The sequence below is a fragment of the Amaricoccus macauensis genome (genome assembly GCF_049800915.1).
Classification (GTDB): Bacteria; Pseudomonadota; Alphaproteobacteria; order Rhodobacterales; family Rhodobacteraceae; genus Amaricoccus; species Amaricoccus macauensis_A.
On the sequence record NZ_JBNAFY010000001.1, the window covers coordinates 676,826 to 695,242 of the forward strand.

Here is an 18,417-nt window from a genome sequence, read left to right on the forward strand (position 1 = left end):
GAACGCATGGCAAGCCGGCCCGTAAGCTACCCTGTCGGCGCGATGCTTCCCCCGTCGCCGCTCTCCCGTTTCTTCTTCCAGCGGCGAAATCCCGCCGGGTTGCGAATGCCGTTGACCGGATCGCTCGACCAAAGCCCTTTCCTTTCGGCACGGGCCTGTTTTTCCAGTGCGGTGTAGTCGTTGCAGTAGCGGGACATGGCGACGGCAAACCCGTCGCGCGTCATCTGGGCCGACAGGTCGATCTCACCCACCCAGACCTTCGCGACCATCCGGCCATAGCGGTCCGTATCGATGGGGACCGCGACGGCATCCTTGCCTCCGACGAGGCGGATCATGTGGGAGCGCGCGCGTTGCCCGCCCTTCTGGTTCGTCTCCGGCGCATCCATGCCGTGCAGCCGGATGGTATGCCCGGCCATCTTGATGGTATCGCCATCCACGACCCAGACGCGACCTCGGATGCAAACCGGCTCGCTTGGCACTGCCACCGGTTCGTCTATCGGTTCGACATCCGGCTCGACGGGCAACTCCATTTCGACTTTGCCGGGCCGAAGCCGCTCGCCGTGCCTTGTGCTGTTGCCGGTCGTGTTCCTGTAAGTGAACAGGATCAGAACGATGATGGTGAAACCCAACAATATAAGCTGGAGTATGAGTTCGGAACTTCCTGTCTGCAATGAATTGCTCCCTTTAATCAGAATGTGCGGGAGGCTACGCATCACCCGTTATCGAGAAGTTACCGGTCGGTCGGCTATCTTCACATACGGTTAACGAGTTGGAGTGCCGCGATCTCCCCCGGGTCGCCGGGCCAGCGAGAACTGTCTTGCGCGAACGACCGCGCGATTCCCGCGATCTTCACGCGCCATACTGGCATCTCTTCTTTGCAATCGGTTGCAACCCGTTGCAATTTGTGTCATGAATCTGACACTGCGGCTTGCAGGTGATCGCGAGCCCTACGCGACGTGCTTGATTTCAACTTCGTAGAATGGGTTTGTGAGTGGGCGTAACTCTCAGGGATGTTGCAGAACGGGCGGGCGTTTCTCGATCCGCCGTGTCCCGGACATTCACCGATGGCGCATCTGTCTCGGACAAGATGAGGCGCAAGGTCGAACGCGCCGCAGCCGAACTTGGCTACAGTCCGAACGCGCTCGCAAGCAGCCTTACGACCGGCCGGACAAAGCTCATCGGCCTGGTGTCCAACAACTTCCACAACCCTGTTTTCCTTCAGGTTTTCGATCTCTTCACCCGCGGCTTGCAGGATCGTGGCCTGAGGCCGCTGCTCGTGAATCTCTCCGATGAAACAGACCCGGAGAACTCGTTGAAGATGCTGCGGCAGTATTCGGTGGATGGCGCGGTTGTGGCATCTTCCACGCTGCCGCCGGGGTTCTCCCAGGCGTTCCGCGCGACGGGCTTGCCCGTCGTCCACAGTTTTGGGCGGCTTTCGTCGGAGAACCATGTCCCCGTGGTGGGCATCGACAATGTCGAATGCGGCCGCATCGCGGTTCGCGAATTCGTTGCGAGGGGATACCGCAGGGTCGCATTCATGGGCGGGCCGGAAACCGCCACATCGACCATCGATCGCCTCTCCGGGTTCCAGGAAGAAGCCGCACGCCATCCCGATCTCGAAGCCAGCATCAGCTTCGCCGGTGCCTACAGTTTTCGTGCCGGGCGCGAACAGATGCAGCGCCTCATCGCGGCGGGTCCGGCGGAGGCCTACTTCTGCGGTGACGACGTTCTCTCGATTGGTGCTCTGAGTGCGCTCAAGGACGCCGGATTGAGCGTGCCGGGCGATGTGGGCCTCCTGGGGCTCAACGACATGGAGATGGCGGGGTGGGAGAACATCAATCTCACGACCATCCATCAGCCGCTTCGGGAGATCATTCACTCGTCAATCGAGTTAATCGTTGCGATGCTGGAAGAGCCCGATCGCTACCCCGAAATGCGGGTCTTTCCGTGTTCCGTGGTGGAGCGGGGCACCTTGCGTCCCGCCCCGAAACCCTGATCCAAGCCGCACTTTTATGCATATGAAATGCATATCAAAAGCATATCAAAGTCATATACGAATTTTCCGCGATTCAGACCGCCTCGCGGTGTCGCATTCGGGCGGTGTTTCCGCCCGAATGCACAGGTCATTTCAGCGGAACATCGGCGGGCGCGCGTCCACCCAGGCCCCGTCCTGCTTGCCCGAGTTCGCCACAGCGAAGACCGCCGCCATCGATCGCAGACCGTCCTCCGCACGCGGATAGAGATTGGCCGCCGGATCCATCTCGCGACCTTCCTTTCGGGCCCGGATGGCTTCTGACAAGTCCTTGTAAAGGTTCGCAAATGCCAGCGGCATGCCTTCGGCGTGCCCGATGGTTACGCGGGTGGTGCGATCGGCTTCCGGCGAGAGGTTCGCTTCGCCGCGCTCGATAGTCTGAAGGCGCCCGTTGAGCGGCATCCAGTAGAGCTGATTGGGCTGCTCCTGGGCCCAGCGCAAACCGCCTGTCTCGCCAAAGACCTGGAGGGTCAGGCCGTGCTGGCGACCGATCGCGACCGACGACGTCCAGAGCCGCCCCACAGCGCCGCCATCCATGCGGAAATTGACCATCGCATCATCTTCGAGAATGCGGCTCGAGATGCAGGACACGGTGTCGGCAGAGAGGCGCTCAACTTCCTGACCCACAACGAAACTTGCCATGTGCAGTGCATGTATGCCGCAGTCTGCGAACTGCGCCGAAACGCCCGCCTGCGCCGGATCATAGCGCCAGCGTACGCGCGGGTTGTCGGCGTCCGCGGCGTCGGCATGGTGCCCGTGCGCGAACTCTGCCTTCACGAGACGAATCTTGCCAAGATCACCTCGCGCGACCATCGCCTTCATGTGCCGCACAAGCGAATACCCGGTATAGCCGTAGTTCACGGCGCAGATCCGATCGGACGCCTTGGCAATGCGAACGATCTCCTCGCCTTCCTCGATCGTCATCGTCATGGGCTTCTCGCACATCACGTGGAAGCCAGCCTCGAGAAATGCCTTTGTGATCTCGAAATGCGTGGAATTCGGCGTGGCAACAGTGACGAGGTCGATCCGGTCATCCCGCGCGGATTCACCGGCAAGCATTTCCTTCCAGTCGCCATAGGACCGGTCTGCGGCGAGGCCGAGACGCTTGCCATATTCGCGCCCCGAATCAGGCCTGTGATCGAGCGCGCCGGCGGTGAATTCGAAATCCCCGTCAAGTCCTGCGCCTAGGCGGTGCGCCGGGCCGATCTGGCTGCCTTCGCCGCCGCCGATCATGCCCCACTTCAGTTTTGTCATTGGTTTCCCTCCCTCACTTGAACCCGATGGACTCGAGATATTCCCGGTTGTCCCGGTTGTCTTCCATGGGCGTGTTATCGAGCGTTGGGTCGATATCCTGCTCGACAGTGCACCAGCCCTCGAACCCGCTCTCCAACAGCACTTGGCGAACGGCCGGGAAATCGACATCTCCCTGGCCAAGCTTGCAGAAAATGCCTTGGCCGCAAGCATCGTAGAACCCGGTCCGATTCTCGATGACGTCAGCCTTCACGGTAGGATCTATGTCCTTGAAATGCATATAGGAAATTCGGCCTATATGCTTCTTCATGAAAGCGACGGGATCGAAACCGGCGTAGGAATGATGCCCGGTGTCGAAGCAGATCTTGAGGATATTCTCATCAACCTCGTCCAGAAGGCGCTCCAGTTCCGGTTCGAAATCCATGAACCCCGCCGCATGAGCGTGGATCCCAACGGTCAGCCCATACTCTTCGGTGCCAATCCGTGCGGCGGTGGCGAGACGGTCACGGAAGGCCTTCCATTCGTCTGCATCCATTTGCACAGCTTCGCTTGGGCGGCCTGCGGTCGGGGCTCGGCGCTCGGAAATCGAGTCGATCAGGACGAGATGCTTCGCGCCATGGGCCTTCAGCGCTTTGCAGGTGCGAATGGTGGCATCCTCGGTCTCTGCCCATTTGGCTGGATCATGGAACGGGCGAAAGACCACACCACCAATCAGTTCAAGGTCAAATTCGGAAAGTGCATCGCCCAGTTTTACCGGATCCTCGGGCATGAAGCCCACTGGCCCGAGTTCGATCCCCTTGTATCCGGCGTCCGCGCATTCCTTCAGGACCGTGCGCCAGCTCGGGTTTCTGGGATCGCCAGCGAATTCAACGCCCCATGAGCAGGGCGCATTGCCAATGCGGATAGTCATGTCAGGTGCCTTTCAGCAGCAAGCAGGGAGTTACAGAGAGCGCCACGCCTTGTCTCGCGAGGACTCGATCGCGGCCTGGACAACGCGATTGACTTCAAGTCCGTCGCGGAAAGTTGGCCAGATTGCTTCGCCGGTTTCGATGGCACACAGGAAGTCCCGGGCCTCGATGATGATCTGATCTTGGTATCCCGTCCCGTGGCCGGGTCCGAGACAAAACGGCTCGTAGTCAGGGTGGGCGGGGCCCGTCAAGATCTTGCGGAACCCGCGCTCGGCTTCCGGACCTTCGGCCAGATAAAGCCAGACGGCGTTCTGGTCTTCCTGATCGAAGCGGATTGCGCCCTTTGTCCCCATGATTTCATAGGCATAGCCCATCTTCCGGCCGGTCGCGACACGGCTGAAAAATAAGTGGCCCATAGCCCCATTGGAGAAGCGGCACATCATCTGCGCCTGGTCATCGTTGGTGACCGTACCGCCTGGACGCTCCGAATGAACGGTTTCGACTTCGGCAACGAGGCTTTCGACCTGTCCGACAAGGGCGAGGGCTGCGTTGATCATATGAGGCGCAAGATCGCCCATCGTTCCGTTCGCCATCCCAGTGGTGCGCCACGAGGCAGGGGATTCCGGGTCAGAATAGAAATCTTCGGTATGCTCACCGCGAAACCAGGTGACGGTTCCAATTCTCCCGGATGCTATGAGATTACGCGCAAAACGGCTCGCAGGGGTGCGGATGTAATTGTAGGCAACCATGTTTGCAACGCCACTGGCCTCTGCGGCTGCAACCATGTCTTCTGCTTCTTCCAGTGTCGCGCCCATGGGTTTTTCGCACAGGACCGGCTTGCCGGCGGCGAAGGCGGCTTCGGCGATTTCCTTGTGCAGTTCTTGAGGCGTAGCAATAACGATCGCTTCGACCGCAGGATCGGCCACAAGCTTGCGCCAGTCCGCAGTAGCCCGCGCGAAACCGTATGCCTTCCGGTAGCGTTCGGCTGACTCCGGCGAACTGGCGCAGATCATTTCAAGCCGGGGGCGTAGCTTGGTGTTGAACACGGCACCGACGGAAGACATGGCCACCGAATGAGCCTTTCCCATATAGCCCCCGCCGAGAATGCCAATTCCGATCTCCGGCATCGCGATCTTCCTCCCCCTAATTTCGGTTTGCAACCGGTTGCAAAAGTAGTATCCTGCGAATCAACATTCGGCAAGACTCAATCTTGGGAGCTGAAGCCGAAAAGTAAGACTGAAGGGGAGCGAACGCATGAGCCAGGAAACCATTCGGCTGACGACGGCGCAGGCCATCATTAGATGGCTTGCCGCGCAGCATATCGAGATCGACGGTCGCGAATATCGTCTGTGTGGCGGTGGTTTCGGTATTTTCGGCCACGGCAACGTGACGTGCCTCGGCGAAGCGCTCAACGATTACCAGACAGAGCTTCCTCTCTACCGGGGTCAGAACGAGCAGAGCATGGGGTTCGCTGCGGCCGCCTATTCCAAGCAGTGGCTGCGCCAGCGTTTCATGTTCTGCACCGCCTCCGCGGGCCCGGGTACCACGAACCTTCTCACGTCAGCCGCACTCGCCCATGCAAACCGTCTGCCCATGTTGCTTCTCTGCGGCGATGCGTTTGTAACCCGCCTTCCGGACCCGGTGCTCCAGCAACTCGAGCATTTCGGCAACCCCTCACTGGGTGTAAACGACGCCTTCAAGGCGGTGAGCCGGTACTGGGATCGGATCACGCACCCGGCTCAGATCATCCAGTCTTTGCCCGCAGCTCTCTCCACAATGCTGGACCCTGCCGATTGCGGACCGGCTTTCATAGGTCTTCCTCAGGATGTTCAGGGCTGGACCTATAATTACCCGGTCGTGCTCTTCGAGAGGAAGATCCATCGTATCCGTCGCATTTCACCCGATGCGGCGGAAGTGGCGGGTGCCGCCGAACTTCTTCGGGCTGCTGAACGTCCGATGATCATCGCGGGCGGCGGTGTGCAATACTCAGGTGCCGTGAGGGAACTGACCGCGTTTGCCGAGGCGCATGCGATCCCGGTGGTCGAGACCATCGCAGGCCGGGCCAACCTCGTGGCAACGCACCCCCTCAATATCGGTCCCATCGGTGTGACAGGGTCCGACAGTGCCAATGCCATCGCGGAAAAGGCGGATGTGATCTTAGCTGTAGGCACTAGGTTGCAGGATTTCACGACCGGTTCCTGGACCGCGTTTGCGCAGGACGCACGTTTCGTCTCGATCAATGCCGCGCGCCACGATGCCGGAAAGCACCTCTCCATGCCGGTCGTGGGGGATGCAAAGCTTGCGCTCAATGCACTGGGTGCGGAGATGACGGGCTACAAGACGCCGGAGAGCTGGACCCAATATGCTCAAGAGGAACGGCGGACCTGGGATGCCTATGTCGCGGACAATGTAAGCCACGGCAACCGGCCGAACTCCTACGCTCAGGCCATTGGAGCGGTAAACGCTATCTGTGATACGCGAGACAGAGTTGTCGCGGCCGCCGGTGGTCTGCCCGCCGAGGTCGCGGCGAACTGGCGCACGCTCGATGTGGGAACAGTCGATATTGAATTCGGCTTCTCCTGCATGGGTTACGAGATCGCAGGGGGCTGGGGTGCCCGCATTGCTCAAGCCGAGCGCGAGCCCGACAAGGACACGATCGTCTTCGTGGGCGACGGATCCTACATGCTGATGAATTCGGACATCTATTCGTCCGTTCTCAGTCGCAAGAAGCTGATCATACTTGTGCTCGACAATGGCGGGTTCGCGGTGATCAACAAGCTGCAGAACAACACGGGCAATGAGAGCTTCAACAACCTTCTTGCCGATTGCCCAACCATTCCCGAGCCGTTCGGCGTGGATTTCGAGGCGCATGCTGCGGCAATGGGGGCCCAGACGGAGACCGTGGCCAATGTCGAGGGGCTTGCCGAAGCGTTCCGGCGCGCGAAGGCCAGCGACAAGACCTGCGTGATCTGCATGGCTGTCGATCCCTACGAAGGCTGGACGAAACAGGGTCATGCCTGGTGGGAGGTCGGCACGCCCCATGTGACCGAGAATGAAACGGTCCGTGCCGCGCACGAAGAATGGGAGTCCGCCCGTGTCAGACAGCGCAGGGGCGTGTGATGGCAGACCTCGAGCGCCTGAAGAGCAACAACTTCGTCATCATTGGTCGGGCAGGGATGGACTTCTATCCCGATCCGCCCGGCACGCGGACAGAAAATGCAGAGAAATTCGTCGCATACCTTGGCGGGTCTTCGGCCAATATCGGTGTGGCGATCCGGAGACATGGAGGGCAGGCCGCGCTGGTGACGAGCGTGTCAGATGATGCCATCGGGCGTTTTGCGCTCAACGAACTGGACAAATACGGCATCGACCGCACCCATGTCAGCTCGGTTAGTGGTGAATCCCGTAATTCGCTTGCCGTCGTTGAAACCCGTGTCGAAGATCACCAATCGGTCATTTATCGCAATGGTGCAGCCGATTTCGAGATGACAATTGAGGACGTATCAGCCGTTGACTATTCCGCCTATGGCGCGCTGATCACCACCGGCACAGTCTTTGCCGCAGAGCCCTCACGCTCCGCAGCTTTCAGGGCATTCGAACTGGCCCGCAAGGCAGGCCTGCCTCTGATCTTCGACGTGGACTACCGGCCCTATAGCTGGCCTTCGGCAGAGATCGCGGCAGAGACCTACTCGAGGGCGGGCACACTCTGCGACTTTATAATCGGCAACGATGTCGAATTCGGTTTCATGGCTGGAAGTTACGACAAGGGACTCGACAAGGCCCGCGAACTGGCTGGATCGACAGCAAGCATCGTCGTCTACAAGATGGGGGAGAAAGGTGCCGTGACGTTGACCCGGAATGAGGAATTCAGAACCGGGATCTATCCGGTAGATGCGCTTAAGCCGACCGGAGCGGGCGATAGTTTCATGGGCGGTTTCATCGCCTCACTCGCCGCCGGCTTCCCGCTGAAAGAGGCGGTTTTGCGTGGATCGGCCTGCGCATCGATCGTGGTTTCACGCGTCGGTTGCGCGCCGGCCATGCCCACGACCGACGAACTCGAGGATTTTCTCAAGAAACATCCAGGCCCCACGGCGGCCGGATAACAGAGGATTTACCATGCATATTGCTCCGTTCGACAACCAGAACCGACCCATCGTGGATGTAGACGATGCACGCGTTCCACTCAACTACTTCAATATCGTCAAGCTCGAGCGCGGGCAGATGTTCGAATATCAAGTGCCCGGCTACGAAACCTGCATCGTTCCGGCCACCGGCACAGTGGATGTCGAGGTCGAGGGTGTAGTCTTTTCCTCTCTGGGGAACCGCGGCGTTGATGTCTGGGATGGGGAACCGGAAGGCGTTTACGTGCCGACAGGTGCAAAAATCCGTATGGTCTGCATATCCGAGAATGCCGAGGTTTTTGTGGCGGGGGCGCGATTTGATGGCGTTCTCGAACCCTTCGATATCCGATCGGATCAATTGGACTTCGTGCAGTATGGCAGCGACGACACCAAGACGCATCGCAAGATCAAGCACATCCTTGGTCAGAAGCAGGCCGACAAGGTAGGACGTCTTCTGGTCAGCGAGCTCTTTACAGTCGGGCAGGGCGGTTGGTCAGGATTCCCGTCGCATAAGCACGATACCGACCGCCTGCCGGACGAGACGCGCCATGACGAGACCTATAACTTCCGTTTTCGTCCAAACCATGGCTCAGGATTGCAGATGCTTCAGCGGGTCGACAACGAACCGGGCGACGCCTATCACATCGTCAATGGATCGACCATCGTCCTCGACAAGGGATATCACCCTTGTGTCGCGCTTCCTGGCTACGAGATGTACTATTTCACCATTCTCGGGGGCTTGAGTCAGCGTTCCCTCGTCCAGTTTTTCCAGCCGACGCATGCCTATCAGGTCGAGACGATCCCGGGCATTAAGGACATGGTGGCCAAGTTCAAATGACACGGGCCACACTTGCAGAGGTTCTGCAACCTGCGCTTCGCGATGGCTATGCCGTCGCGGGGCTCGTGACCCTCGGTTGGGAAGACATGCGCGCGTTTGTGGCGGCAGCGGAGGCTGAGGGTGTGCCAGTAATCTTGCAGGCGGGGCCCGGTTGTCGTGAGCACACACCGCTTCCAATACTTGGCAAGATGTTCCTTCATCTGGCGGAGCAAGCATCCGTGCCGGTCGTGGCGCATCTGGACCACGGCTATTCCAGAGAAGAATGCCGAATTGCGCTGGAGAACGGTTTTACCTCTCTGATGTACGATGGGTCGCGGAAACCCCTAGAAGAGAATATCGCCGAAACCGCTGAAATTGCTCAGATGGCCCACAAGGCGGGGATATCCTGTGAGGGGGAAATCGGGTTCGTGGGCTATGACGGCGGTGAGGCTTCAGCGGGTACTGATCCTGAAGAAGCCGCGCATTTCGCTCGTGAAACCGGAGTCGATGCCATGGCCATTTCCGTGGGCAATGTTCACTTGCAGAGAGGCGATGGAGCCGGCCTTGACGCGAAGCGCATCCGGGCGATCGAGGAGGTCACTTCCGTACCGCTGGTTATCCACGGTGGGTCGGGCGTCTCCCACGCCCAGCGCCTTGAACTCGCTCGGACCTCGGCCATCTGCAAGTTCAATATCGGCACCGAACTCCGCATGGTGTTTGGCGAAGCTCTGCGGACTGCAGTCAACCGCGATCAGAGCCGTTTCGACCGGGTTGAGATTCTGAAGGAAATTCATGACCCGCTCGTCGCCGCCACGAGGAAGATCCTTAATGGGTTGGGAGCACCCACAGGCCTGCAAGCCTGAACCAAATGCGTGATCTCGGCGATATCCCCTTTGGACGCGGCTCGACTTAGCGTGATGTCAACGGCGAAGGGTTCCTCCTAAAGATGCTGACTGCAAAGGCGCGCGTTTAGTTCTTGGGCAATGTGCTTCGCAGATATGCGAAGTGGCGTTCGGCCATTCCGCGATAGGCGAGCCATCCATCGGCCGTCTTCTGCGCCACTGCATCGGAGAGGACAGCAAGGGGCTGGCCACTCGAACGCGCGAGTATCAGGGTCTGGGCTGCCTTTTCGAAGAAATAGAGGTCCTCGATTGCTTCGGCAACAGTTTCGCCGACGATGAGAACGCCATGATTGCCCATGACGAGTACGGATTTCCCACATAGCGCCTCGGCCAACCGCTCCCCTTCCTCGGCTGCGTCAGCGATGCCGCCGAAAGTGAGGTCATAGGCCGTGCGCCCGAAGAAGCGCGCGGTATTGTTGTCGATCGGAATCAGTGTCGGGTCCTTGAGGCAAGCCAGCGCCGTGGCATAAGGGGAATGCACATGGAGAACCACGCGAGCCTCCGGCAAACGGCGATGAAGCGTGCCATGGATGCACCATGCCGACGCGTCGGGCGCATTAGGCTGATCTAGTACCTTCAAGTCACCGCAATCAAGCAGCAGCAGGTCCTCGGGCGCAATGGTTGCAAAGTGCTGCCATTTCGGATTCAGCAGGAATTCGTGACCGTCCACCGAGGTTGCGGCACTGAAATGGTTGCCGACGCTCTCGCTCCAGCCGAGCGCATGGCAGATGCGGAAGGCGTCGGATAGATCTCGGCGCAGGTCCGCAATGGTGTCGGTGCAATTAAGCGGCGGATTCATGACTTGAAGCGTCCTTCGCTGACGAGCGCACGATAGGTGGAGCGCATCTCCCCGCGGTCAACATAACAGCCTCTCAGGTAACGTTCTCCGCTGGTCGCGGTATAGGCGGCGCGACCGTGGACGATGCGGTGGTTGTCGAAGACCATGCATTCTCCACCCTTCATCATGAAGCGCATCATGTATTTCTCTTCCTGCAGCATCCGGCCGAACCGGCAGAAGGCGGGATAATAGTCATCCAGAAGCTTCTGATCGAGATCGAAGATATCCGCCATGTGCTGGCTGATTGTCAGGCCCGAGACTTCTCCGTGCTGGTCGAGTTCGATCACGTATTGCCGCGACCGGGCATCGTAGGTGTCGTGTTCGCAAAAATAGGGAATGGCGGTCTCGGAGAGAAGGCGAAAACCTTCTGGGTCACGTGTGCGGAAGGCATTGGCCACGGCCACGCCGTCGGCATAGAGGCTTTCGCCTCCCTGCACGGTGTTGGAACGGCAGTGCAGGAACTGGATGCCTGGGGCGAACTCTTCCGCCGGAGTATCCGTATGAAGCTCGAGCGCGCCAGCTGTGTAGGCGGTATTGGTTGGGTTTATGTGCAGCTTTACGTCGAAATAAGTGCCGAAGAATGTCGGGCGGATTGATCCCATGAGTTCGGCGGTCCGGGTCAGGCCTTCGTCGCTGTCGGGCATGTCGCTCACGATCGTGAAGCCATGGACAAGCATGGCCCTGATCCATTCGGCGCGCCGATCGAGGCTCGCGACCAGTTCCGGTTGCGAGAAGCGTGGCACATTCTGATAGTGATCGCTGAACCACGCCTCGCGCGGCAGGTCTGCCGGATCTCTGCGCCGTCCGCCGCCAGCGTAGATTGCCAGCCAATCAACCGGCATGTGGGTCACATGATCTTCATTGCTCCATTCGATGACGAGAGCATCGCCCTCAAATCTCGCCGCTGCGGCCCGCGGGGCGGCTTCGAGGTGAAAAATGTCGAAGCTGCGCTCTCTCGTCACTGAGCTGAACGAACTGGGACAGTTGTCACGCAGCCAGTAGTAGTTGAAATACTGTGTCCTGCCATCCGCAAGCGTCACGTCCAGTCCATGCTCGCCAAGAGCAACGACGTTGGGCGTGGTCAGTGAAGAACTAAGCTGGTTCATTGTCAGAATCCGCTCATGGAGAATGGGAGATCAAGGAGTTGCTGTGGTGCAGCATTCCACGGGTTTTACTTTACCAACAGACGGAATCGTGTGAAGTTAAGATAAGCTAACGCTTAAGTTGTGAGATATGGATCACCTTCCGCAATTGCGACTTCTGGTAACATTCGAGGCGCTTTCACGGCATGGATCGATGCGCGATGCAGCCGCGCGGCTCAACGTAACGCAACCTGCCGTCAGCCAGGCGCTCCGCGCGCTTGAGGACCATGTAGGAGTGGCGCTGTTCGACCGCTCCGTTCGGCCCGCGAAACTTACGGAGGCGGGCGAATTACTTGCCAGAGCAGTACGCGAGGGACTGGGCCGCATATCTGCCACACTTGACGACCTGCAAGCGCTGCATTCGGTGGGAGAGCGACAGGTGACGGTTTCCTGCACTTTGGGGATGGCTACTTACTGGTTGATGCCACGCCTGCCGGCCTTTTATGCGCGACATCCAGAGATCACGGTGAATGTGCAGGCCCCGTCTACAGACCTGCCGGTCCTGACGCCCGGAATTGACGTAGCATTTCGCTACGGCAACGGGGGGTGGCGCGAGGGGCGAACGGAAAAATTGTTCGATGAGCTGATCTGTCCTGTTGGTGCTCCAGCTCTGGTCGAGCGCCTGCTTGCCGATGGGCAAGGGCTCGACGTCGCGCCACTCATCCACGTCCGCAGTCCGCGCAATCAGCACTGGGCCGGTTGGGAGGATTATTTCCAAGCACGGAGGATCACGCGCCCAAGAGTGGGCGGACAGATCTTCAACAATTACGTCCAAGCCGCGCAGGCCGTTTATGACGGGCGGGGGCTAATGCTCGGCTGGCGGTCGATCACCGGACGCGCAGTGCAGGAAGGAGCACTATCCCACTGGCCAGACGGCACTTTGAGCCTCGGGACGGCCTATTTCGTAACGACCTCGACTGCCCCCTCCCATGACACTCTTAACTTCATGAATTGGCTCAGGGAGGAACAAGCGCTGGTCTAGTGTTTACGCCCTCGCAATCGAGCGCAGCCGACAGGTCAGATCCTCTGTATCAGCAACCAATCAATCAGCGTGCGTACGTCGAGGCGTCGGCGCTGATCGTCGCGTTCCACCAAGGCGAAGTTCGCACTCATGGGAAGGGTTACGTCAAATGGTGCAACAAGGCGGCCTTCCTGAAGCTCGCGCCGGGCGAAGCTGCGGGAGATGATGGCGCAGCCGTGTCCGGCGGAAAGGATCTGCATCGCAATGAGCGAGGAATCCGCTTTGACCCAGTGGTCAAGCCGTTGCCCGTCGAACAACCCGCATTGAACGAGAAGCCTGTCCCAGTCGGCTTCGGAGCCCACGATCTTGACGACATCGGCTGCGGCAAGCGTTTCTGCGCGAAGAGCGGTGCCCAGTCGCGGGGCGTAATCCGGATGGCAAACAATGGTCGCATCATCGACAGGGATGGGATGGATGTTCTGTTCGGGCCAGTCTCCTTCACCGTAGCGAATATCAAGATCGACAGTGGAATCGTCGATACGGTCCGACCAGACAGCTGTTGAGAGGTCGACGTCAATCCCCGGATGCGCGCGTGTGAACTCGCGCAACAGGGGGGCTAGAATGAGAGCCGCAAACGAGATCGAACAGCGCACCCGCACAACCGATTTGCTCTGTACGTGAAATAGCCCGTCGGTCGCGGATTGCATCTCGAGGAAGGATTTTCGGACCGGAATAGCATAGGCCAGACCGATATCGGTAAGTTGAACGCCTTTCGCCAGCCGAGTGAAGAGCGCAATCCCGAGATGTTGTTCCAGAAGACGGATCTGTTGACTGACAGCTGCAGGGGTCAGGTTCAGCTCGTCCGCAGCGGCGCTGAAGGAACTGTGACGTGCCGCAGCCTCGAAAGATCGAAGCCAAGTAACATGGGGCAGCCTACGCATCGAGTATCCGACAAAATTTTTGCGCGATCATGGTGTCGGGCGCAATGGGATGCAACCGGTTAGCTCCAAGCGCGGTGGGGTCAAAGCGGTCATAGCCGTTGTTTGAACTCACCTCGGGAGCGGGATCATGTGGATGGGCGGCGCAGGGTGCAAGACGAGTGCGATGCCATGAAGACCAGAGATTTCGACTACGTGATCGTCGGGGCCGGATCGGCGGGCTGCGTGCTGGCAGATCGGCTCTCTGCGGGGGGGCGCCACAGTGTTCTGATACTCGAGGCTGGCGGGAGCGACCGGCAGTTCTGGATCAAGGTGCCGGTGGGCTATGCCATAAACTACGCAAAGCCTGCGCTGAACTGGGGATATCACACGGATTCGGAGGAGGGGCTGAACGGTCGCATCTGCTATTGGCCTCGGGGGCGGGTAATCGGTGGTTCTAGTTCGATAAATGCGATGACCTATGTTCGCGGTCAACCACGTGATTTTGATGACTGGGCAGCGGCGGGCGCGACCGGATGGGCCTGGGACACGGTCCGTGCAATCTACGAACGGATGGAATGTCACTCGGGCGCGCCGGAGAACGGTGGACCGGTCTGGGTGCAGGATCTGTCGGACCAGATGAACCCCTTTGCGCGTCGTTTTCTCAAGGCCGCGCGGGATGCTGGCTATCTCACCCCTGATGACATGAATGCGGATGGTGCTGAGGGAATCAGCTACTATCGAAGTAATGTTCGAAGCGGCATGCGCTGGTCTGCCGCGGACGCATTTCTGCGTCCAGCACTGTTAAGAGGTAACCTCACGCTAGAAATCCGCGCCCATGTTTCCCGTCTGACATTCGACGGGTCGCGGGCCGATGGGCTGGTTTATGAACAGAATGGCGAGGTCTATCGGGTTCGCGCGCGGCGGGAGGTCATATTGAGTGCCGGGGCGATCAACTCGCCCCAACTCCTGCAATTGTCTGGCATCGGACCTGCCGAACTGCTCCGGTCGCATGGCGTTGAGGTTCGCCGGGACCTGACGCAGGTGGGCGAAGGGCTTCAGGATCACCTTGCAGTGTCCTTCCAGTTCCGGGCCACATGCCAAACACTCAACAACGTGCTTGGTCGACCGCTGGGCCGGGCCGTGGCTGGCCTGCGCTACGCCCTTACACGACGTGGCCCGCTCGCCGTGCCCGTGAACCAGGTTGGCGGCTTCGTGCGATCCGAACCCCGGTCGCGCGGCCCGGACGTGCAGCTCTTCTGCAACCCCGCGTCCTATGAGATCACGCCGGAGGGCCGGGTGGTCATCGACCGTGATCCGGGATACTTGCTTTCCGCACAGCCCTGCCGGCCTACGAGCCGGGGCTCGGTGCGCATCCGCTCGGCGGATTATCGCGAGGTTCCTGTTATTCGGCCGAACTCCCTCGGAACCGAGGAGGACCGCTACACGGCCCTTCGCGGCACGAAGATCATTCGTGCCCTCTCCCGGACCCCTGCACTGCGTGCCGTGACGTCGGGTTGCAAGACTGCCGGTTTCGAGACTATGGACGACGTCGCGCTGCTTGAGGAATTCCGGGCACGCGCTTCGACCGTCTTCCACCCGACCTGCACATGCCGCATGGGCGAGGATCCCAAAAAGTCGGTGACGGATACACGGCTTCGCGTTCACGGGGTGCCTGGGCTTCGGGTGGTGGATGCGTCGGTCTTTCCGAACATCACCTCGGGCAACACCAATGCGCCGACCATGATGCTTGCGCTGCGGGCGTCCGACCTCATCCTGCAGGAAACGGAGCAGGCCGCGGCCAACTAGAAGAAGAGAGATGCCGATGCGTCTGGAGAAGCTTGAAACATTTGTCGTCGGCAACCCGCCACCCCGCCATGGTGGGCGATATTTCATCTTCGTCCGGCTGACCACGTCCTGCGGGATTACAGGCGTGGGCGAGATCTACAACGCGACTTTCGGACCCGATATCTGTTGCGCAATGGCCCGTGACATGTTCTCGCGTCACTTCGAGGGGGCGGAGCCGCACCGTATCGAACTCCTATACCGCAAAGCCTACGGAGCAGGGTTTACCCTGCGTCCGGACATCAGCGTGATGGGAATTTTCAGTGGCCTCGAAATGGCCTGCTGGGATATTCTGGGCAAGGCAGCCGACAAGCCGGTTCACGACTTGCTGGGCGGTGCGGTTCACGATCGGCTGCGAAGCTATTCTTATATCTATCCTTCGAGCGGTGACGTTTATCCCGATCCGGGTCAGCCAAACGCATACAATGACCCGCACGTTGCAGCAGAGATCGCTGCAGGCATGGTCGAGCAGGGCTTTACGGCCGTGAAATTCGATCCCGCAGGACCCTACACGATCTTTGACGGGCATCAGCCAAGGCTTGGCGACATCAGTCTCAGTGTAGATTTCTGCAGCGAAATCCGGAAAGCCGTGGGGGATCGCGCGGACCTGCTTTTCGGTACGCACGGACAATTCACCGTCTCCGGAGCCAAACGCCTTGCGCGCGCGCTCGAACCTTTCGATCCGCTCTGGTTCGAGGAGCCGGTTCCGCCAGAATGCCCCGCCGAAATGGCGCAAGTTGCAATGTTCACCTCGATCCCTGTGGCGGCCGGAGAGCGGCTCTGTACAAAATACGAGTTCGCCCGCCTGTTGGAGGCAGGTGCGGCATCCATCCTGCAGATGAACCTCGGGCGGGTCGGCGGGCTGCTCGAGGCCAAGAAGATTGCTGGCATGGCCGAAACGCAACAGGTCCAGATCGCCCCGCACCTCTATTGCGGGCCGATCGTGGCGGCCGCCAACATCCAGATCGCCGCGGCGTCGCCCAATTTCCTTATTCTGGAGAGTATCGGCACGTTTGACGGTCCGTACATGGCCGCAGTCAAGGGCGAGATCGCTTGGGAAGACGGCTATGTCGTTCCATCTCGCAGGCCCGGCCTCGGTCTCGAACTCGATGACACGGCCATTGCTTCAATGCCCTACACCGAAGGCGAACTTCATCTGACGATGAGCGAGTCGCACGCAACCTCCTGAGCGAGTTAAGACATGATCACGATTGACAGATACTACATTGGTGGCGAATGGGTCATGCCGGATGCCCCGCGCCAGATGCCCATCCTGACCCCTTCGACCGGTGCACAGGTCGGAACCGTTTCCCTTGGCAATTCGCAAGATGTGGACCGCGCGGTCTCCTCCGCGAAGGCGGCCTTCGAGACCTACTCTATGACCACGAAGGCGGAGCGTCTTGCACTGCTGCACCGTCTCGCCGAAATCTCTCGCGCTAGGATGGACGATCTCGCCCGAGCCATTACCACTGAGATGGGTGCCCCGGCCAAGATGTCGCGGGAAGTGCAGGCACAATCAGGCCTTGGTCACCTCGAGAGTTTCATCGCCGCGCTGGAGGCGCATGAGGCAGAAGAAACCCTTCCAAGCGGCGATATCGTCAGCTTAGAGCCCATAGGGGTCTGCGGTTTGATCACGCCGTGGAACTGGCCGATCAACCAGATCTCTCTCAAAGTAATTCCGGCACTTGCCACTGGCTGCACCTGTGTGCTGAAGCCGTCCGAGCACACGCCGCTTTCTGCCCGCATCTACGCAGAGATGATCCACGAGGCGGGGTTTCCGCCGGGGGTTTTCAACCTCGTCTTCGGTGACGGTGAGGGCGTCGGAGCGGCCCTGTCCCGACACGGAGACGTTGCAATGATGTCTTTCACAGGATCGACCCGCGCGGGCCGCGCCGTATCCCGCGATGCTGCAGCAACGATCAAACGGGTGACGCTGGAGTTGGGAGGCAAGTCCCCAAATGTCATTTTCGCAGACGCGGATGTGGAGGCAAGCGTTACTCAGGGCGTTTTCGATTGTTTCGACAATTCGGGACAGTCCTGCAACGCACCGACCCGGATGCTCGTGGAGCGAAGTGCCTATGACCTTGCGCTTGAAATTGCTCGTGCTGCCGCCGAGGCTCAGAAAGTCGGGGATCCGGCTGAAGAAGGGGACCACATCGGGCCACTCTTCGATGAAATCCAGTATCACCGCGTGCAGGCGCTTATAGGCAAGGGGATCGACGAGGGAACCCGTTTGCTGGCCGGTGGTCTGGGGCGTCCCGCCGGATTGCCGAAGGGTCTGGAGACAGGCTGGTTCGCGCGCCCGACGGTTTTCTGTGACGTGACCCCGGACATGACCCTGTGGCGTGAAGAAATTTTCGGTCCTGTTCTAGTGATGGCGCCATTCGACACAGAGGAAGAAGCTATCGCGCTTGCCAATGATACAGACTACGGGCTCGACGCCTATGTCTCGACAGGAGATGAGGCAAGAGCGCTGCGCATGGCGCGCGCGATGCGGGCAGGAGGCATTCATATCAACGGGCGCGGGTCTGACTACGGTTCGCCTTTCGGCGGGTTCAAGCAGTCCGGGATTGGTCGCGAAGGCGGACGCTTCGGCCTCGAGGACTACCTCGAAATCAAGGTGCGCCCGCCGTTCAGCGTCTAGAGCAAATGATGGCTTTCCTAACGGGCGCGTAAGCGGTGC

16 protein-coding genes are annotated in these 18,417 nt (G+C 59.7%); 9 read left to right on the forward strand and 7 right to left on the reverse strand.

All coding sequences use genetic code 11. The annotated features are described in order from the left end of the window. Positions 1 to 26: 26 nt before the first annotated feature. Positions 27 to 671 carry a thermonuclease family protein gene (locus ACP15W_RS03060; protein WP_424931353.1) on the reverse strand — a complete coding sequence of 215 codons (645 nt, stop codon included), beginning with the start codon at positions 669 to 671 and terminating at the stop codon, positions 27 to 29. 320 nt (positions 672 to 991) lie between these two features. Here ACP15W_RS03060 and ACP15W_RS03065 point away from each other — a divergent pair, with 320 nt between their 5' ends. Continuing rightward, positions 992 to 1,996, forward strand: a complete 1,005-nt coding sequence (locus tag ACP15W_RS03065; RefSeq protein WP_424931354.1) for a LacI family DNA-binding transcriptional regulator — start codon at positions 992 to 994, stop codon at positions 1,994 to 1,996. Between the two features lie 132 nt (positions 1,997 to 2,128). On the opposite strand, the gene ACP15W_RS03070 is transcribed toward ACP15W_RS03065, so the two are convergent. The 3 genes from ACP15W_RS03070 to ACP15W_RS03080 are packed head-to-tail and all read right to left on the reverse strand — an operon-like array spanning position 2,129 to position 5,318. After that, complete coding sequence (locus ACP15W_RS03070; RefSeq protein WP_424931355.1) at positions 2,129 to 3,286, reverse strand: Gfo/Idh/MocA family protein; 1,158 nt, start codon at positions 3,284 to 3,286, stop codon at positions 2,129 to 2,131. Positions 3,287 to 3,299: 13 nt separating this feature from the next. Further along, positions 3,300 to 4,193, reverse strand: a complete 894-nt coding sequence (locus ACP15W_RS03075) for a TIM barrel protein (RefSeq protein ID WP_424931356.1) — start codon at positions 4,191 to 4,193, stop codon at positions 3,300 to 3,302. Between the two features lie 30 nt (positions 4,194 to 4,223). Beyond that, complete coding sequence (locus ACP15W_RS03080) at positions 4,224 to 5,318, reverse strand: Gfo/Idh/MocA family protein (protein ID WP_424931357.1); 1,095 nt, start codon at positions 5,316 to 5,318, stop codon at positions 4,224 to 4,226. A 127-nt stretch (positions 5,319 to 5,445) separates the two neighbouring features. Here ACP15W_RS03080 and iolD point away from each other — a divergent pair, with 127 nt between their 5' ends. From iolD to ACP15W_RS03100, 4 genes are read left to right on the forward strand one after another with little or no spacing between them, the layout of a single operon-like run. Then, positions 5,446 to 7,311, forward strand: coding sequence for a 3D-(3,5/4)-trihydroxycyclohexane-1,2-dione acylhydrolase (decyclizing) (gene iolD / locus ACP15W_RS03085; RefSeq protein WP_424931358.1), 1,866 nt, complete (start codon positions 5,446 to 5,448; stop codon positions 7,309 to 7,311). Next, a complete protein-coding gene (gene iolC / locus ACP15W_RS03090; protein ID WP_424931359.1) occupies positions 7,311 to 8,294 on the forward strand; it encodes a 5-dehydro-2-deoxygluconokinase in 984 nt (327 codons plus the stop codon). Before iolD ends, iolC begins: the two co-directional genes overlap by 1 nt. 13 nt (positions 8,295 to 8,307) lie before the next feature. Beyond that, positions 8,308 to 9,150 (forward strand): 5-deoxy-glucuronate isomerase, encoded by an 843-nt coding sequence (locus ACP15W_RS03095; RefSeq protein WP_424931360.1) that lies wholly within the window; start codon positions 8,308 to 8,310, stop codon positions 9,148 to 9,150. Next, complete coding sequence (locus ACP15W_RS03100; RefSeq protein ID WP_424931361.1) at positions 9,147 to 9,992, forward strand: class II fructose-bisphosphate aldolase; 846 nt, start codon at positions 9,147 to 9,149, stop codon at positions 9,990 to 9,992. The genes ACP15W_RS03095 and ACP15W_RS03100 overlap by 4 nt, the downstream gene beginning before the upstream one ends. Positions 9,993 to 10,098: 106 nt before the next feature. On the opposite strand, the gene ACP15W_RS03105 is transcribed toward ACP15W_RS03100, so the two are convergent. Beyond that, positions 10,099 to 10,830, reverse strand: a complete 732-nt coding sequence (locus ACP15W_RS03105) for a class II aldolase/adducin family protein (RefSeq protein WP_424931362.1) — start codon at positions 10,828 to 10,830, stop codon at positions 10,099 to 10,101. Continuing rightward, positions 10,827 to 11,975 carry a TauD/TfdA family dioxygenase gene (locus tag ACP15W_RS03110; protein WP_424931363.1) on the reverse strand — a complete coding sequence of 383 codons (1,149 nt, stop codon included), beginning with the start codon at positions 11,973 to 11,975 and terminating at the stop codon, positions 10,827 to 10,829. Before ACP15W_RS03110 ends, ACP15W_RS03105 begins: the two co-directional genes overlap by 4 nt. A 127-nt stretch (positions 11,976 to 12,102) precedes the next feature. On the opposite strand from ACP15W_RS03110, the gene ACP15W_RS03115 reads away from it, so the two are divergent. Beyond that, positions 12,103 to 12,993, forward strand: coding sequence for a LysR family transcriptional regulator (locus ACP15W_RS03115; protein ID WP_424931364.1), 891 nt, complete (start codon positions 12,103 to 12,105; stop codon positions 12,991 to 12,993). A 35-nt stretch (positions 12,994 to 13,028) separates the two neighbouring features. Here ACP15W_RS03115 and ACP15W_RS03120 read toward each other — a convergent pair whose 3' ends face one another. Further along, positions 13,029 to 13,913, reverse strand: a complete 885-nt coding sequence (locus ACP15W_RS03120) for a LysR substrate-binding domain-containing protein (protein ID WP_424931365.1) — start codon at positions 13,911 to 13,913, stop codon at positions 13,029 to 13,031. Between the two features lie 168 nt (positions 13,914 to 14,081). Here ACP15W_RS03120 and ACP15W_RS03125 point away from each other — a divergent pair, with 168 nt between their 5' ends. Genes ACP15W_RS03125 through ACP15W_RS03135 form a run of 3 tightly spaced genes read left to right on the forward strand, consistent with a single transcriptional unit; the run spans position 14,082 to position 18,378 of the window. Then, on the forward strand, positions 14,082 to 15,698 hold the full coding sequence (locus ACP15W_RS03125; RefSeq protein ID WP_424931366.1) for a GMC family oxidoreductase: 1,617 nt from the start codon (positions 14,082 to 14,084) through the stop codon (positions 15,696 to 15,698). Positions 15,699 to 15,714: 16 nt separating this feature from the next. Next, positions 15,715 to 16,923, forward strand: coding sequence for a mandelate racemase/muconate lactonizing enzyme family protein (locus ACP15W_RS03130; protein ID WP_424931604.1), 1,209 nt, complete (start codon positions 15,715 to 15,717; stop codon positions 16,921 to 16,923). 12 nt (positions 16,924 to 16,935) lie between these two features. Then, positions 16,936 to 18,378: an aldehyde dehydrogenase family protein gene (locus ACP15W_RS03135; protein WP_424931367.1), complete on the forward strand. Its 1,443-nt coding sequence runs from the start codon at positions 16,936 to 16,938 to the stop codon at positions 18,376 to 18,378. The last annotated feature ends 39 nt before the right edge of the window (positions 18,379 to 18,417 follow it).

Coding starts and splice junctions, on each gene's coding strand:
- ACP15W_RS03070 (WP_424931355.1), bottom strand. CDS start 3,286: ATGACAAAACTGAAGTGGGGCATGATCGGCGGCGGCGAAGGCAGCCAG.
- ACP15W_RS03075 (WP_424931356.1), bottom strand. CDS start 4,193: ATGACTATCCGCATTGGCAATGCGCCCTGCTCATGGGGCGTTGAATTC.
- ACP15W_RS03080 (WP_424931357.1), bottom strand. CDS start 5,318: ATGCCGGAGATCGGAATTGGCATTCTCGGCGGGGGCTATATGGGAAAG.
- iolD (WP_424931358.1), top strand. CDS start 5,446: ATGAGCCAGGAAACCATTCGGCTGACGACGGCGCAGGCCATCATTAGA.
- iolC (WP_424931359.1), top strand. CDS start 7,311: ATGGCAGACCTCGAGCGCCTGAAGAGCAACAACTTCGTCATCATTGGT.
- ACP15W_RS03095 (WP_424931360.1), top strand. CDS start 8,308: ATGCATATTGCTCCGTTCGACAACCAGAACCGACCCATCGTGGATGTA.
- ACP15W_RS03100 (WP_424931361.1), top strand. CDS start 9,147: ATGACACGGGCCACACTTGCAGAGGTTCTGCAACCTGCGCTTCGCGAT.
- ACP15W_RS03105 (WP_424931362.1), bottom strand. CDS start 10,830: ATGAATCCGCCGCTTAATTGCACCGACACCATTGCGGACCTGCGCCGA.
- ACP15W_RS03110 (WP_424931363.1), bottom strand. CDS start 11,975: ATGAACCAGCTTAGTTCTTCACTGACCACGCCCAACGTCGTTGCTCTT.
- ACP15W_RS03115 (WP_424931364.1), top strand. CDS start 12,103: ATGGATCACCTTCCGCAATTGCGACTTCTGGTAACATTCGAGGCGCTT.
- ACP15W_RS03120 (WP_424931365.1), bottom strand. CDS start 13,913: ATGCGTAGGCTGCCCCATGTTACTTGGCTTCGATCTTTCGAGGCTGCG.
- ACP15W_RS03125 (WP_424931366.1), top strand. CDS start 14,082: ATGAAGACCAGAGATTTCGACTACGTGATCGTCGGGGCCGGATCGGCG.
- ACP15W_RS03130 (WP_424931604.1), top strand. CDS start 15,715: ATGCGTCTGGAGAAGCTTGAAACATTTGTCGTCGGCAACCCGCCACCC.
- ACP15W_RS03135 (WP_424931367.1), top strand. CDS start 16,936: ATGATCACGATTGACAGATACTACATTGGTGGCGAATGGGTCATGCCG.